This is a genomic window from Sphingomonas tabacisoli (assembly GCF_042678385.1).
GTDB classification, from domain to species: Bacteria; Pseudomonadota; Alphaproteobacteria; order Sphingomonadales; family Sphingomonadaceae; genus Sphingomonas_B; species Sphingomonas_B tabacisoli.
The window spans coordinates 1,595,634-1,610,873 of sequence record NZ_JBHUDY010000001.1; the positions used below are offsets into that span (position 1 = coordinate 1,595,634).

General features: G+C 67.2%; 11 protein-coding genes. 5 read left to right on the top strand and 6 right to left on the bottom strand.

Annotation, left to right across the window (positions count from 1 at the left end; genetic code table 11):
* Window positions 1-15: 15 nt before the first annotated feature.
* A complete protein-coding gene (locus ACFSCW_RS08340) occupies window positions 16-396 on the bottom strand; it encodes a MerR family transcriptional regulator (RefSeq protein ID WP_380890062.1) in 381 nt (126 codons plus the stop codon).
* A gap of 285 nt (window positions 397-681) precedes the next feature.
* Between ACFSCW_RS08340 and ACFSCW_RS08345 the strand changes: the two genes are divergently transcribed.
* Genes ACFSCW_RS08345 through ACFSCW_RS08360 form a run of 4 tightly spaced genes read left to right on the top strand, consistent with a single transcriptional unit; the run spans window position 682 to window position 5,693 of the window.
* Window positions 682-1,944 carry a hypothetical protein gene (locus ACFSCW_RS08345; protein ID WP_380888384.1) on the top strand — a complete coding sequence of 421 codons (1,263 nt, stop codon included), beginning with the start codon at window positions 682-684 and terminating at the stop codon, window positions 1,942-1,944.
* A gap of 39 nt (window positions 1,945-1,983) precedes the next feature.
* Window positions 1,984-2,394: a hypothetical protein gene (locus tag ACFSCW_RS08350; RefSeq protein WP_380888385.1), complete on the top strand. Its 411-nt coding sequence runs from the start codon at window positions 1,984-1,986 to the stop codon at window positions 2,392-2,394.
* 43 nt (window positions 2,395-2,437) lie between these two features.
* The gene (locus tag ACFSCW_RS08355) at window positions 2,438-4,408 is read left to right on the top strand and encodes a TonB-dependent receptor family protein (protein ID WP_380888386.1); all 1,971 of its coding nucleotides are present in this window, start codon (window positions 2,438-2,440) and stop codon (window positions 4,406-4,408) included.
* A gap of 10 nt (window positions 4,409-4,418) precedes the next feature.
* On the top strand, window positions 4,419-5,693 hold the full coding sequence (locus ACFSCW_RS08360) for a PepSY-associated TM helix domain-containing protein (protein WP_380888387.1): 1,275 nt from the start codon (window positions 4,419-4,421) through the stop codon (window positions 5,691-5,693).
* Between the two features lie 43 nt (window positions 5,694-5,736).
* On the opposite strand, the gene ACFSCW_RS08365 is transcribed toward ACFSCW_RS08360, so the two are convergent.
* The 3 genes from ACFSCW_RS08365 to ACFSCW_RS08375 are packed head-to-tail and all read right to left on the bottom strand — an operon-like array spanning window position 5,737 to window position 8,581.
* Window positions 5,737-6,315: a TerD family protein gene (locus ACFSCW_RS08365; protein WP_380888388.1), complete on the bottom strand. Its 579-nt coding sequence runs from the start codon at window positions 6,313-6,315 to the stop codon at window positions 5,737-5,739.
* A gap of 26 nt (window positions 6,316-6,341) precedes the next feature.
* On the bottom strand, window positions 6,342-7,412 hold the full coding sequence (locus tag ACFSCW_RS08370; protein ID WP_380888389.1) for a DUF475 domain-containing protein: 1,071 nt from the start codon (window positions 7,410-7,412) through the stop codon (window positions 6,342-6,344).
* Between the two features lie 14 nt (window positions 7,413-7,426).
* Window positions 7,427-8,581 (bottom strand): TerD family protein, encoded by a 1,155-nt coding sequence (locus tag ACFSCW_RS08375; RefSeq protein ID WP_380888390.1) that lies wholly within the window; start codon window positions 8,579-8,581, stop codon window positions 7,427-7,429.
* Window positions 8,582-8,796: 215 nt separating this feature from the next.
* Here ACFSCW_RS08375 and ACFSCW_RS08380 point away from each other — a divergent pair, with 215 nt between their 5' ends.
* Window positions 8,797-13,371, top strand: coding sequence for an AAA domain-containing protein (locus ACFSCW_RS08380; protein ID WP_380888391.1), 4,575 nt, complete (start codon window positions 8,797-8,799; stop codon window positions 13,369-13,371).
* A gap of 1 nt (window position 13,372) precedes the next feature.
* On the opposite strand, the gene ACFSCW_RS08385 is transcribed toward ACFSCW_RS08380, so the two are convergent.
* Together ACFSCW_RS08385 and ACFSCW_RS08390 are read right to left on the bottom strand one after the other, a co-directional pair.
* Window positions 13,373-13,906, bottom strand: a complete 534-nt coding sequence (locus tag ACFSCW_RS08385) for a DUF4236 domain-containing protein (protein ID WP_380888392.1) — start codon at window positions 13,904-13,906, stop codon at window positions 13,373-13,375.
* Window positions 13,907-13,966: 60 nt separating this feature from the next.
* Window positions 13,967-15,232 (bottom strand): class I SAM-dependent methyltransferase, encoded by a 1,266-nt coding sequence (locus tag ACFSCW_RS08390; protein ID WP_380888393.1) that lies wholly within the window; start codon window positions 15,230-15,232, stop codon window positions 13,967-13,969.
* Window positions 15,233-15,240 lie beyond the last annotated feature (8 nt).

A 15,240-nucleotide genomic window follows, 5' to 3' on the forward strand; every position in this document is an offset into this window, starting at 1 on the left:
GACCCGGCATCGATCTCAAAGCTTTTCGAATGCGGTAAGGATCGGACACGGCCCCGATTCGCCCGCGCCGCATTGATCGGCCAGGCGGCTGAGCGCGTTCCGGGCGGCCTGGAGCTGTTCGATCTGGGAAGCGAGCGCTTCGACGCGAGCCTTGGCCAGTTCGCGGACGCGCGGGCGATCGTCGGTCGCGTCGAGCGCGAGCAGCTCGCCGATCTGCTGCAACGTGAAGCCGGCCGCCTGTGCCGACTTGATGAAACGCAGCCGCCGGACATCGGCCAAGCCATACCGTCGGATGCCGCCTGCGCGCGGCGGTTCCGGCATGAGGCCCCGCCGCTGGTAAAAGCGCACGGTCTCGACGCCGACGCCGCCTTCCGCGGCCAATTTCGCAATGGTCAGCACGACTATTGACTCCGTACCACGGTACGCATGCCATCTAGGTGTGGCTCGATTCGCGAGCAAGGAGAAATGAGATGACCCCATCCGCTCAAATCGAACAGCAGGTCCAGGCTGCGAAGCTGGAAACCCGTAGCGGCTGCAAGTGCCGTCCGTGCACCTGTAAGAACTGCGCTTGCTAAATGTGGTTGGCCGCGCTCCTTCCCGGGCGCGGCCAATTCGATTTCGTTTCAAATACAAGGAACTGTCTTGCGTCTCTCCCGCCTCCTCGCCGCCGGCATATGCTTCATGCCGGCTCCTGCCCTCGCGCAGGACATGAACATGGACATGCCGGGTATGGAGCATGCCCATGCCGGCCATGATATGCCCGCCGAACACACCATGACCGGTGCGCTCGGGCGCTATTCGATGATGCGCGATGCGTCGGGGACGGCGTGGCAGCCGGATTCGGCGCCGATGCAGGCGGTCATGGGTCAGGCCGGCGGGTGGTCGACGATGCTGCACGGCTTTGCGACGCTCACTTACGACAATCAGGGCGGTCCGCGCGGCGACGAGAAGGTCTTCGTCGCGTCGATGATCGGCGCGATGGCCCAGCGGCCGGCGGGAGAGGGGACGCTGACCCTGAAAGCGATGGGCAGCCTCGACCCGCTGATGGGCAAGCGTGGTTATCCATTGCTGCTCGCGACCGGCGAGACGGCCGACGGCAAGACCGAGCTGGTCGACCGCCAGCATCCGCACGACCTCTTCATGGAGTTGTCCGCGACTTACAGCCGGCCGCTGGGCGAGAAGCTGTCGGGCTTCCTCTATTTCGGCCTGCCCGGCGAGCCCGCGCTGGGCCCTGCGACCTACATGCACCGCTTCTCCGGCCTCGCGAATCCAGAAGCGCCGATCGCTCATCACTGGCTCGACAGCACGCATGTGACCTTCGGCGTAGCGACGGCGGGGCTGGTCTATGACCGGCTGAAGCTGGAGGGCTCGGTCTTCACCGGCCGCGAGCCGGACGAGAATCGCTATGATATCGAGCGGCCGCGCTTCGATAGCTGGTCGGTGCGGGCGACCTGGAACCCGACCGACAATCTGTCGATGCAGGTCAGCCACGGCCGGCTGAACAGCCCGGAACAGCTCCACCCCGAGGAGGATGTGCGGCGCACGTCCGCGTCGGTGACCTGGAATCTGCCGATCGGGGGCAAGGGCAATTGGCAATCGACCTTCGCCTGGGGCCGCAATGATCCGTCCGGGGGGCATCACACTCACACGACCGACGCCTTCCTGCTCGACAGCGCGGTCCAGCTCGGCCGCTGGACGCTGTTCGGTCGTGCCGAGAATGTCGACAAGGACGAGCTGTTCGCGGAAGGAGACCCGCTGGAAGGCCGCGTGTTCAACGTCTCGAAGCTCAGCCTTGGCGGCTATCACAGCGTGCCGGTCGGCAAGGTCTCGCTCGATCTGGGCGGGCTGGTCAGCACCTATGATCTGCCGAAGGCGATACAGCCGGACTATGGCAAGAGCCCGACCAGCTTCATGCTGTTCACGCGGCTGCGGATCACCGGATAGTCGCTTGCCCTGAGAGCGGGAGTCGCTAGAGCCGCGGCCATGTCCGCGCTCCGGCACCTGCCGGCCCGTCATTTGCCTGTCGCCTTGCTGCTGGCGTTTGCGCTGCTGGCGCGGATGCTGGTGCCTGCCGGCTGGATGCCTGTCTTCGACGGCAACACCGTCCGGCTGGAGCTGTGCACCGGCTATGCGCTGCCTCCGCCTCCAGCGGTCCATGACATGCACGCCATGCACGGCGGCAAGCACGACGCGCATGCGGGGCATGGGAAGAAGGCGGAGCAGCCGTGCCCGTTCGGCGCGCTTGCCTTCGGCGCGACGGATACGACCGCTCCGTCGATTGCTCCGCCGTTGGCCTATGCCGAGCCGGCAATTGCCCTGCTTGCCCGCGTCAGCATCGGTCAGGGACTTGCCGCACCGCCGCCGCCCGCGACGGGACCACCGGCCCTGACCTGATCCGTTCCGCCTGCGGGCGGCCGTTCAGTTCAGGGATTCCGACATGAAAAGAATATTTGCCGCGGGCGCGCTTGGCGTGCTCGCCGTTCCCGCATTTGCGGAAGGCGCGCCCGCGCCCGGCACGATTGTCGTCACGGGCGAACGTGAGGCCGAGCAGGCCGAAGTTCTGGCGCGCCCCGGCGGCGCCGATCTGGTGACCGCCGACGACTATCGCAGCAAAGCGGCCGTCTCGCTGCGCGACGCGCTGGCCTTTTCGCCCGGCGTCTATGCGCAGCCGCGCTTCGGACAGGAAGTGCGGCTGTCGATCCGTGGTTCCGGCATCAGCCGCGGCTTTCACATGCGCGGGATCACGCTGCTGCAGGACGGCATCCCGATCAATCTGGCCGATGACAATGGCGACTTCCAGGAATTGGATCCGACGATCTTCGAGCAGATCCAGGTTTTCCGCGGAGCCAGCGCCTTGCGCTTCGGCGGCTCGACATTGGGGGGAGCAATCAATGGGGTGACGCCGACCGGTCGCACCGCACCGGGCATCGATCTTCGCGCTGACGGCGGCAGCTTCGACACCTTCCGCGGCAAGATCGCGGCGGGTTTCGAGAACGGCGTCGGCGACGGCTGGCTGGCCCTGAACGGCGACACCTCGGACGGCGACCGCGAGCACGCCCATCGGGACGCGCTCCGCCTCAACGCCAACGTTGGGCTCAAGCTGAGCGACGTGATCGAAACACGCTTTTATGCGAGCGGGCAAACGCTTCGGCAGCAACTCCCCGGCGCGATCGACATCGCGACCGTGCTGACGCGACCGGAGACCGGCGTGACGTTCGGCAACCAGCAGCGGAACATCGACTCGCTGCGGGTGCAGAACCGCACCACCGTCGCGTTGGGCGACGCACGCCTGGAGTTCGGGGCCCTCCTCAACGCCAAGGAGCTGAACCACCCCATCTTCCAATATGTCGATCAGGTCTCGACCGATTACGGCGCTTTTGCTCGGTTGAACTACCAAGCCGGTCCGCTGTCGCTGATGCTGGGATCGACGGGTCGGTTCGGGGCGGTCGAATCGAAGCGGTTCGTGAACCTGAGCGGCCACAGGGGCGCACTGACGTTCCGCGCGGGGCAGCGAGCGGAGACCGTCGATGTCTATGGCGAGGCGCGCTACGCGGTCGGCACGCTGAGCCTGATCGGAGGCGGCATCTACACGCACGCCGAACGGCGTCAGACCCAGACGGTGCCGTCGCCTGCGCTTGGCGAGGCGGATTACGATCAATTCTCGCCGAAGATCGGCCTGCTGTGGCAGCCGCGCGAGCTGCTCCAGGTCTATGCGAACTACAGCCGCAGCCACGAGCTTCCGGGCTTCATCGAGCTGGCGCAAGTGGCGAGCTTCGTGCCGCTGAAGGCACAGCGTGCATGGACGGCGGAAGTCGGCGCGCGCGGGACGCTGGGGCCGGCGAAGTTCGACGTCTCTTTCTACCGGGCAACGGTCCGCGGTGAGCTGCTGCAGTTCAACGTCGATGCCGCGGGCGGCATTCCGGCCTCGACGTTCAACGCGAATCGGACGCTGCATCAGGGGATCGAAGCGGGGCTGGACCTGGACTTGGCCCCCTGGGCGCGGCTGCGGCAGGTCTATCAGTATAACGACTTCCGCTTCCGGGACGACCGGCAGTTCGGCGACAACCTGCTGCCGGTCGTCCCGAAGCACCTTTACCGCGCCGAGCTTCGGCTGGGCGGCGAGGGGCTGAACGTGGCGCCGAGCCTCGAATGGCTGCCGCAGGGGGCGTGGGCCGATTACGCCAACACCTTCCGTCCGGGCGGCTATGTGCTGATCGGCGCGACGGCGGAGGCGCAGCTTCGCCCTGGGCTCAGCCTGTTCGTCGATGCGCGGAACCTGACCAATCGCAAGGCGGCCGGCGATGTCTCGGCGGTGGTGAACTATGCGGCGCTGCCGGTGACGCAACGCGCGATCTTCTATCCCGTCGAGCGGCGCGCCCTGTTCGGCGGCGTGCGCGCGCATTTCTGAGAGAGCCGGTATGACGTCGCTCTATCGGATCGTGTGGCGCTGGCATTTCTATGCCGGGCTGATCGTGCTGCCGGTGCTGGCCTGGCTGGCGGTGACCGGCGGGCTCTATCTCTACAAGCCGGAGATCGAGCGGGTCGTCTATCGCGAATGGCTGGCGCGGCCGAGCAGCAGGGCGATGCTCCCCACCGATCGGATCATCGCCGTGGTTGAAGACGCTACCCGCGCACGTGTCAACCAGATCGCGATTCCTACGGACCGAAGTGAGAGCTGGCGGCTCACGATTGAGGACGGGTCCGGGCGACACACGGCCTTTGTCGATCCGGGAACAGGACAGGTGCTGGGCGTCTCCGCGCGAGAAGGCGGGGTGATGAAGCTCGATCGCGACCTGCACAGCCTCGTCATCACCGGGCCGGTCGGCAACGCGCTGATCGAGATCGTCGCCGGATGGGCGATCATTCTGGTGCTGACGGGTTTGTACCTCTGGTGGCCTCGCAGCGGGATGCCGGCGCTGGCACTGCGGGGTGCACCGCCCAATCGCCTGTTCTGGCGCGACCTGCACGCCAGTGGCGGCGCGCTGGTGGGCGCCGTGATCCTGTTTCTGGCGGTGACGGGCATGCCGTGGTCGGTGTTCTGGGGAAAGCAGGTGCAGGCGACGGTGGCAGCGCAAGGCCTCGGCCGACCCAAGGCGCCGGGCCCGCAGCCTTGGGAGCATAGCGCGCACGACAGGGCCGGGCTTCCCTGGGCGCTGCAGGCCGCTTCGGAGCCGCACGCGCATGGGATGGGAAATGTCGGCGCGGATCGCATCCTCGCGATTGCCGCCAGCCGCGGGCTGGGCGCGCCGCTGACCTTGACCCGGCCAATGGCGATGGGCGCGCCCTATATCGTGGCCGCGACGGTCGACCGTTCGGAAGACGCGCATGTGCTGTACGTCGAGCCCGCCACCGGCCGCGTGCTGCAGGATGCGCGGCATGCGGACTTCGGCGCGGGCGCGAAGGCGATCGAATGGGGCATCGCCGTTCACCAAGGTCAGGAATATGGCGAGGCCAATTGCCTCGTGATGCTGGCCGGCTGCGTGGGTGCGTTGCTGCTGAGTCTGACGGCGCCGGTGCTCTGGTGGAAGCGCCGCTTCGCGCCGCCGCCCGCGTCGGACGATCCAAGCCGCACGCGGGGCGTCGCCGTAATCATGCTGGCGATCGGCGCGTTCTATCCGCTTACCGGCGCGACGATGGTCGCCGCATTGGTTGGGGACAAGCTTTGGGCGCGCTACGTCCGCGCCGCCGCTTAAGGAAACGGGGCTGCTCCCCCTGTTCGAGCAGCCCCGGACAGCCTCAGCCGACGCTCACGCCGTAATTGCGGGCGAGAGGGGCGAGGCCGCCTTTGAAGCCCTGGCCAACGGCGCGGAACTTCCATTCGCTGTTGTGGCGATAGACTTCGCCGAAGATCATCGCGGTCTCCACCGACGCGTCTTCGTTCAGGTCGTAGCGGGTGATCTCGCGCCCGCTGGTCTCGTCGACAACGCGGATGAAGGCGTTCGCGACCATACCGAAATTCTGGCGGCGGCTCTCGCCTTCATGGATGGTGACGGTGACGGCGACCTTCTGCACATCGGCGGGCACGCGGTTCAGGTCGACCTTGATCTGCTCGTCGTCGCCATCGCCGCCGCCGGTGCGGTTGTCGCCGGCATGCTCGACCGAGCCGTCGGTCGAGCGCAGATTGTTGTAGAAGATGAAGTCGCTGTCCGAGCGGACCTTGTCGTTGCCGCCGAGAATGAAGGCGCTGGCGTCGAGATCGAACTCGGCGCCGTCGGTGGTGCGCTCGTCCCAGCCGAGACCGATCATGATCTTAGAGAGGCCGGGCGCTTCCTTGCTGAGGCTGACATTGCCGCCCTTGGCGAGACTGATGGACATGGTTTTCCCCTTTCGTTGACGTGAGTTCAGAGTTTCTCGCCGGACGGCGTAACCGCCCCGGCGAAGGCGGGTTCGCCGGGCTCTTCGTCCTTGCCGAACAGCGACGAGACGAAGGCGAGGCCGATAAGGCCGGCGCCGATCAGGCCGGTGATCGTTTCCGGGATCTCGTAGCAGGCGGAGAGCAGCATGATCGCGGCGAGCGCCGTGATTGCGTAGAAGGCGCCGTGCTCGAGGAAGCGATATTCGGCGAGTGTGCCTTTCTCAACCAGCATCACCGTCATCGAGCGGACGAACATCGCGCCGATGCCGAGGCCGAGGGCGATGATGAACAGGTTGTTCGAGAGCGCGAACGCGCCGATCACGCCGTCGAACGAGAAGGAGGCGTCGAGCAGTTCGAGATAGAGAAAGCCGGCGAGCCCGGCCCGCGCGATCGCCGCCCCGTCGCCATCGCCGCCGCCGATCACGTCGCCCACGCCGTCGACCGCGACATAGGCGATCAATCCGAACAGCCCGGCGACGATGAAGGTCACGACGTCCTGCGCGTCCAGCAATTGCGACACGCCGATCAGCGCCAGCAGCACCAGGGCAAGCGACAGGCCGGAAACGCCGGACAATCGGCCAATCGGCGCTTCTAGGATGCCGATCCAGTGCGTGTCTTTCTCCTCGTCGAGGAAGAAAGTGAGGCCGACCATGCCGAGGAATGCGCCGCCGAAGCCGGCGATGCCGATATGCGCGCCGGTCAGGATGCGCTCATATTCCGCGGGCTGCTCGACCGCGAGGGTGAGGGCGGAAAGCGGGTCCAATCCGGCGGCGATCGCGACGATGGCGAGCGGGAATACGATCCGCATCCCGAACACCGCGACCAATATGCCCCAGGTCAGGAAGCGCTTGCGCCAGACCGGCGTCATCCCGCCCAGCACGCTCGCATTGACCACCGCATTGTCGAAGGACAGCGAGGTCTCCAGCACGCCCAGCACCAGGATGATCCAGAGGATGCCGAGCGTGCCGACCAGGGTGCCGGTGGTGGTCCAGCCGAGCCAGGCGCCGATGCCGAGGCACAGGATCGTGAAAAGGAACGACGATCGAAAATACTGCACTGGATTCTCCCCCGTTAGTCCTTGCGGCCCGCGACCCAGCGCAGGCCCCAGCCGTGCAGCCGGTCCAGCTCTTCCTGATCGCGGACATATTCGACGAGGCGCGTGGCCTTCAGGCGGCCGCCGTCATTCTCAAGCATCACCACGCCGCACAGGCGCTTGTCGTTGCGGCCGTCGGTCATGCGGACTTCGATCGGCGGCTGGTCGGGCATGGTGACGAGCACGACGCCGTCGGTCTTTTGCCAGTTGGGCGCGCCGTCATAGATGTTGGCGAACACGCAGAGGCGGCGGATCGCGGGCCAGCGCGCGCCGTTGATGCGCAGCGTCTCGCCGTCCGCGACGTCGCCGGTGCGGTCGTCACCCGACAGCTCGATCCAGGGTGCGGCGCCGAAGCTTCCGAAGCTGTTGCCGAGCGCCTGGACCACGCCCTTGCGCCTGTCCGCCAGCTCGAACAGACAGCCAAGGTCGAGATCGACCGCGCCGCCCGACAGCCAGCCACGCGCCCGCGACCAGTTCAGGTTGACCGTCATCTCGCCGAACGTAGCGCCGCGCTTTTCCAGGCTGACCGTCTGGCCGCGCTTTTCGAGCGTGACCTTGCTGAGCCGGACGGGCGGCGGAGCGGGCTTGGTTTCGGGCGCCGGCGCCGGCGCGGGCGCCCGCGGGCCCTCGGCGACATCGATGCCGAACGACCGGGCGAGCGGGGCAAGGCCGCCGTTGAATCCCTGGCCCACCGCGCGGAACTTCCACGCGCCATTCCGCCGATAGAGTTCGCCGAACACCATCGCCGCCTCGCGCGCGTCCGACAGCGCCGGCGCGAAGCGCAGGCCGCCGCCCACTGCGATGCTCGCGTCCTTCAGCAGCGCGAGCGTCTGGCCCCGGCTGTTGGCGTCGTGGATTGTCGCGCAGAAGACGATCTTGTCGATCTCGCCTGGCACGGCCGCCAGATCGACGTCGAAGCTGCCCGCACCGCCGTTCGGCGCGAAGCGGATCGCGCCGCCAGCACCTGCCGGCTGGTTGTAGAAGATCATGTCCTGATCGCCACGAACCTTGCCGGCGGCCGTCAGCAGATAGGCGGACGCATCGGCCTCCACGCCCGACGACGCCTGCCAGTCGAAGCGCACCGACGCACGCGCGCCACTGAGCGGCGCATTGGCCCCCTGTTGAAGGTCCATTCCCCCTTGCCCCTGTTTGGCCGCACCCTTGCGCCTGACGAGGCCATCGGGACCGCGACTCTTTCCTGTTCGTGGCGAACATGGCGCGAACATCCGCGCCCCGTCACGGCCAACTTGATCCATTTCGGATGCAACCCTTGCGCCGCCCGACTCCCCGGAAGGGCCTGAAAAGGCTTATGCAATCGCGTTCGTGTTCAGGGGGATCGGCCGGCATCATGGACGACACCGCGGCGCTCGCGCGCCTCAAGCAATTGATCGACTATGTCGCCGCCACCGAGCGCGACAAGCTCGCGATTCCGACCGATGTCGCGGCCGAACGCGGCTTCCGCGCATCGGGCGCCGAGCTCGCCAAATTGCCGGGGGTGCTGCTGAACGGAGGCGGGGAAGGCGACCCGCTATGGATCAGCGTCGATCGGCTCGCCCGTTCCAAGCCGCCGCGCGCGAGCGACCCCGAGCTGGCGGTGTGGGCAGACATTAGCGACGACGCCGACCGCAAGCCCGCGTTGAAAAGCGAGGCGCCCGTCGCGGCCATCGTCGCCGAAGAGCTGATCGCGGAAACGGAGCTGACGGGTGACGCGCTCACCATCAGGCTGGCGGACTATCCGCACCGCGAGCGCGTGCTTGCCAGCCTCGACGCGTTCACTCGCGAAGTGTGGACGCCCTGGGCGGACGAGGAAGGGCCGCGGCGGCGGGCGATCAAGCTCTACACCGAGCTGTTCGCATTGCGGCAGACGCTCCACGGCGCGGGCGACGTGCCGCTGGAACTGGTCTGCGGCATCGGGCCGGCCGAGTGGACGCGTCCGCTGGGGCGTCTCAACTATCCGCTGCTGACCCTCCAGCTCGAAATCGCGATCAACGAGGACAGCCACGCGATCGAGCTGCGCCCACGCTCCGAAGCGCCGCCGGGCATCGAGAGCGATCCCCTCGACAAGCTCGATATCGCCAATGTGGACGAATGGCGGCGCTTCACGTTCGGTTTTCTCGACGGGCTGGCAAGCGGGTTGTCGCCATTCGAGCCGGACACGTTCGAACAAATATTACGCCGGGCAGTCGCGCTGCTCGACCCGAACGGCCACTACCGCCCCGATCTTAGACCCGAGCAGCATCCGACCTCCGACTCTCTGCTGGTTGGCGAAGGCTGGCTGATCTTCGCCCGCGCGAGGCGTGCGACCCAGGTCATGGCGGACCTGCAGCGGCTCGGCGAAACGGTGCTCGCCTGCGAGGACCCTGGCACGCTGCCCGATGCCGTCCGCGCGATCGTGATCGGCCCCAGCGAATCGGTGCCGGACGACACACCCAAGGCGTTTCGCGGCGTCTCGACCGTCCCCGGCGTCACGACGTCGGACGGCACCGGCGCGGACCTTTATTTCCCCAAGCCGTTCAATGCCGAGCAGGTCGAGGTCATCCAGCGGCTGGAAAGCCGGCCCGGCGTGGTCGTGCAGGGGCCGCCGGGCACCGGCAAGACGCACACCATCGCCAACATCGTTAGCCACTATCTGGCGATGGGGAAGCGCGTGCTGGTCACGTCGCAGAAAGCGCCGGCGCTCAAGGTGTTGCGCGACAAGCTGCCAAAAGGCGTGCGGCCATTGGCGGTCAGCCTGCTGGAGAGTGATCGCGAAGGGCTGCAACAATTCCAGGATTCGGTGGACGAGATCGCGTCGCGGCTGCAACGGATCAAACCGCGCGAAGCGAGGGCGCAGATCGCCGATCTCAACCGGCGGATCGAACATATTCACGCCGAGCTGGCGGGTCTGGACCAGCAAGTCGATCAGCTCGGACGCGCCGGGCTGACGCCGGTCGAGCTCGACGGTAAGCGGACCGAGCCGGTGCAGGCAGCGCGCGAAGTCGTAGCCCGGATCGCGCTTGCCGACTGGCTGCCGGACCGCATCGATGCGATCCGCTCGCACGATCCCGGCTTTTCGGACGATGACATCGCCGCGCTGCGCGAGGCTCGAAAGCGGGTGGGCTATAAGCTTGCCTATCTAAGCGCGACGTTGCCTGCGCCGGAGGCGCTGCCGGACGCAGATGCGATCGAGAGGCTGCATCGGGACTTGAGCGAAGCGGAGCTGCTCGATCGTTCCATCACGCCGGAGGAAAGGCTTGCGGACGGTGCCACCGCCGAGGCTCTGGCGTTGGCGAAAGCGCGATTGGATGAGTTGGCCGCAGCGCGGCGGACTGCGGAGGAAACCGGCTTCACATGGATCGGCGAGGCATCCGCGCTGATCCGGCGAAACCCGCGCGATCCGGCGCTACGGGCGATCGAGGGCTTGGGCGAACGGGTCGAAGCCGCGTGCGCCGAAGCGCTTCATTTCCTGACGATGCCGGTGACGGTGCCGGCCGGATCGGACGAACGGGATTTCCGTGATCCGATCGCCAATCTTGCCGCGCGGGGCGAGCTCGGCATCTTCACCGCGCTGTTCGCTCGGCAAGTGAAAGCGCGCATCGCCGCTGTCCGGGTCGCCGGGCGCGCGCCGAAGAGCGCGGCCGAATGGGCCGAAGTGAAGCGATTCCTGGACGCGGGCGACGCGGCAGCCGCGCTCTGTCAGGTCTGGAACCATGCGGTGCAAGCGTCGGTGCTGGAGCCGGTCGTGGAGACCGACTTGCGCGCGCTTGAGGGGATGAAAGCGCAGCTCGATGCCTTGGCCGCGGTTCGCTCGGCGGTCGCATTGGAGGCGCAGACGCAGAAGGCCGTCGCTTCTGTCTTGCCGGACTGGCGCGGCGCCGTTGCGGAACGCCTGGACGAGCTCAGTGCGCTGGCCGAGCGCCATCTGCGGCGGCTGCGGCTGGAGCAAGGCAAGCGGACGCTGGCCGAACTGCGGGCAGCGGTGGCGTCGGCGCCGGGCGAGCTCGGATCGAGACTGCGCGGCTTTGCCGCGGACCGGCTTGGCGATGGCGCCGAGGATGCGGATGCGCTGGCGCATGACTGGCGGCTGCTGGTCGAGGAAGTAGCCGAAATCCGCGCACTCGCGCCGGCCTTTGCGACAATCAGGGGCGTTACGGATGATATCGCCGAAAGTGGCGCGGCGATCTGGGCGAAGAAACTGCGCGAGGAGCCGGTTGCTGGCGTCGAAGACCCGCTAACGCCGGGCGACTGGCGCGAGCGCTGGCACTTGCGGCGGCTCGCGACCTGGCTCGATCGGATCGATGCGCACGATCGGATCAGAGAACTCACTCGCCGCCGGAGCGAGCTCGAAGCACAGCTCGCCCGGGGTTACGAAGATGTGATCGAGCTGCGCACCTGGTGCGCGCTGGCGGAAAAAGCGACCGATCAGGTCCGTTCGGCGCTCGGCGCCTATGCGCAGGCGATGCGCAAGATTGGCCGAGGGACCGGCGTGCGCGCCGCCCGCTATCGGCAGGACGCGCGATCCGCCGCCGACCGGGCCAAGAACGCGCTGCCGTGCTGGATCATGCCGCATTATCGCGTGTCGGAATCATTGCCTCCGGAACTGGGCCTGTTCGATCTGGTGATCGTCGACGAGGCGTCGCAATCGACGATCTCGGCGCTCCCGGCGCTGCTTCGGGCCAGGCAAGTGCTGATCGTCGGCGACGACAAGCAGGTGAGCCCCGATGCCGGCTTTCGCGCCGAGGATAAATTGGTCGAGCTGTCGCGGCGTTATCTGGGCGAGCAGGTCGAGGATTTCCGTGCTGCGCTCCGCGAGGACAAGTCGCTCTACGATCTCGGCTCGGTGGTGTTCGCGGGCGGCGCGATCATGCTGAAGGAGCATTTCCGTTGCGTCGCGCCGGTCATCGAGTTCTCGAAGGCGCAATTCTACGACCACAAGCTCCAGCCGCTCCGGCTTCCGTCCGCGTCGGAGCGGCTGGACCCGCCGCTCGTCGACATCTTCGTCGAGGACGGGTTCCGCAGCGGTGACGTCAACCGGCCCGAAGTCGCGTGCATCCTCGACGAGATCGCGAAAATCGCCGCCGATCCGGCGATGGCGAAACGGACGATCGGGGTCACGACCCTGCTCGGCCAGAAGCAGGCGATGCTGATCCAGGAAGCGCTAGAGCAGGAGCTGGGTCCGGAGACGATACTGCGCCACGACATCCGCGTCGGGGATCCATCCGCCTTTCAGGGCGACGAGCGTGACATCATGTTCCTGTCCATGGTCGCCTCCGCGCCAAAACCGGGCGCGCTGTCCGGCCTCGGCTTCGAGCAGCGCTTCAACGTCGCCGCATCTCGGGCGCGCGATCGGATGGTGCTGGTCCGCTCGGTGCAGCCCGAAGAGTTGAGCCAGGCCGACAAGCTCCGCCGTGCGCTGATCCAGCATTTCCGCGCGCCTTTCGCCGCCGATACCAAGTTGGTCGAAGACCGGCGGAAGCGCTGCGAGTCGCCGTTCGAGGAAGAGATGTTCGATCTGCTCGTCGAGCGCGGATACCGCGTCGATACGCAAGTGGCCGTTGGTCACAAACGAATCGACCTGATCGTCGAAGGCGGTGAGGACCGGCGGCTCGCGATCGAATGCGACGGCGACGCCTATCACGGCCCCGATCGCTGGCCCGAGGACATGGCGCGGCAGCGGATGCTGGAGCGCGCCGGCTGGACCGTGTGGCGCTGCTTCGCCTCGCGCTTCATCCGCGAGCGCGACGCCGTGCTGAACGAGCTGATCGAGACGCTTACCAGTCTTGGGATCGAACCCAGTGCGGCGGATCAGGCGCCGCCGAGCCGCTTCACCGAGCAGCGCACCTGGCGCGCTGCCTATGACGAGGCGCCGGGCGATCCGGTGCCCTATGCCTGGCTCGTTCCGGCGGACGCGTTCGACGCGGCGCTGCCGGTCGCGGCGGAATAGCTCAGCCGGCGAGGAGGCTGTTCGAGACCCAGCAATCGCCGCCGGGATGGACCAGCTTCGTCCATTCCGGAGCCTGCGCGAGCACCGAGAGTTGATCGCCTTTCGATAGCTTTGCCACGACCGCGCCCGCTTTGGACGGCGCGGCGCGGCAATTTACGTCATTTCCAGTGACTGTGCGGAGCGTTGCGGTCGTCGAGGGAACGGCAGCCGGTTCGGGCGACGGGAATGGCGTTCCGCTTCGCCCGGAGGCGCACATTGCCAGCATCAGCAACAGGACGCCGATGACGATCCAACCTGCGACCGGAGAGATTGCTGGCCGTGCCGAACTGGCGAGGCTTGGCCGCCTGACCGGACGCGACAATAGCGTCGAATAGGAAAGCCCGCTGCCGGGGATGCCCACCGTCGCCCTTGTGCCGCGGCGGCTGAGGTTCACCGTCGCGCCGCGGCCGCCCAAACTGGTGCTGACTCCGCGCGAACTGAAGTTGAGCCTGACGCCGGGCATCAGGCGGACCGAACGGCGGAAACGGAACCCCATCAGGCCAGTCTGGCGTCATGGCCGAGGTGGCGCCAGCGCGATTGGGTCCGCTTTGGAGGTTCAGGCTGGCTTGGTCAGCGTCACTTGTGCGACCCAGATGCCGCTGCCGCGGAAGCCGCCTTCGCAATACATCAAATAATAGCGCCAGAGCTCGATGAAGCGCTGGTCGAAGCCCGCGGGCAGCCGGCCTTGCGCCGCGGCCTCGTCGAAGCGCTCGCGCCAGCGTTTCAGGGTCTCGGCATAATGGAGGCCGAAATTGCGCTGGTCGGCCCATTCGAGGCCGGCCTTCTCCGCCTCGCGCCGGAACCGGCTTTCCGAGATCAGCATGCCGCCGGGGAAGATGTAGGTCTGGATGAAATCGGCGCTGGCGGCATAGGCTTCGAACAGGTCGTCGTCGATGGCGATATACTGGATCGCCGCGCGGCCGCCCGCCTTCAGGGCGCGGGCGATGGTTTGGAGATAGGTGGGCCACCAGCGCTGGCCGACCGCCTCGACCATCTCGACGCTGGCGACCGCATCATATTGCTCGGCGACGTCGCGATAGTCCCTGAGCTCGATCCGCACCCGGCCAGCGGCGGCGTTGCAGCGATTGAGCTCCAGCGCATGCGCCTGCTGCTCCTGCGACAGGGTCAGCGCGGTGACGTTCGCGCCATATTCGTCGGCGGCGATGTCGGCGAGCGTGCCCCAGCCGCAGCCGATCTCCAGCAGATGCTGGTCGGGCTTCAGCTCTAGCCGGTCGAGCAGCGCCCGCACCTTGTTCAGCTGGGCATAGGCCAGTTCCTCGTCGGGCCGGATCGGCTCCTGGAACAGCGCCGACGAGTAGGTCATCGTCTCATCCAGCCACTCGGCATAGAAGGCGTTGCCGAGATCGTAGTGGAAGGCGATGTTGCGGCGTGCGCGTCGCGGCGAATTGTCGCGCAGCCAATGGCCGATGCGCTTGGCGAGGCGGCTGAGGCCCCGAGCACGAGCGGTTTTGCCGAGCGTGCGGCCATTGCGCATGAACAAATCGAACAGCGGCACCGGATCCGGACTGGTCCAGTCGTGCGCCGCCCAGCCTTCGTACCAGCCGACGGACCCGGAACGCGCCAGCCGAACGAGCGCGCGCCAGTTGCGAATCTCGACTTCTGCGACAGGCCCCGCGCCGCGACCGCCAAGGATGCGGTAGCTGCCGTCGGGCAGCCAGGCCTCGATCGCACCCATCTCCAGCCGCGCGTCGATCCGGTCGAGCATGCGGTGGAAGGGCGCGGCCGCGATGGCGCTCCACAGGCCCTTGGCGGGCTGGCCGGAACGGAATTGCCGGCCGCGATCAGGCGGGTGCGCGGTCACCTCGATAA

What these genes read in the sequence shown, in the direction of transcription:
- ACFSCW_RS08385 (WP_380888392.1), bottom strand. Translation starts at nt 13,906, where the DNA reads ATGGGGTTCCGTTTCCGCCGTTCGGTCCGCCTGATGCCCGGCGTCAGG.
- ACFSCW_RS08375 (WP_380888390.1), bottom strand. Translation starts at nt 8,581, where the DNA reads ATGGACCTTCAACAGGGGGCCAATGCGCCGCTCAGTGGCGCGCGTGCG.
- ACFSCW_RS08355 (WP_380888386.1), top strand. Translation starts at nt 2,438, where the DNA reads ATGAAAAGAATATTTGCCGCGGGCGCGCTTGGCGTGCTCGCCGTTCCC.
- ACFSCW_RS08380 (WP_380888391.1), top strand. Translation starts at nt 8,797, where the DNA reads ATGGACGACACCGCGGCGCTCGCGCGCCTCAAGCAATTGATCGACTAT.
- ACFSCW_RS08350 (WP_380888385.1), top strand. Translation starts at nt 1,984, where the DNA reads ATGTCCGCGCTCCGGCACCTGCCGGCCCGTCATTTGCCTGTCGCCTTG.
- ACFSCW_RS08360 (WP_380888387.1), top strand. Translation starts at nt 4,419, where the DNA reads ATGACGTCGCTCTATCGGATCGTGTGGCGCTGGCATTTCTATGCCGGG.
- ACFSCW_RS08345 (WP_380888384.1), top strand. Translation starts at nt 682, where the DNA reads ATGCCGGCTCCTGCCCTCGCGCAGGACATGAACATGGACATGCCGGGT.
- ACFSCW_RS08365 (WP_380888388.1), bottom strand. Translation starts at nt 6,315, where the DNA reads ATGTCCATCAGTCTCGCCAAGGGCGGCAATGTCAGCCTCAGCAAGGAA.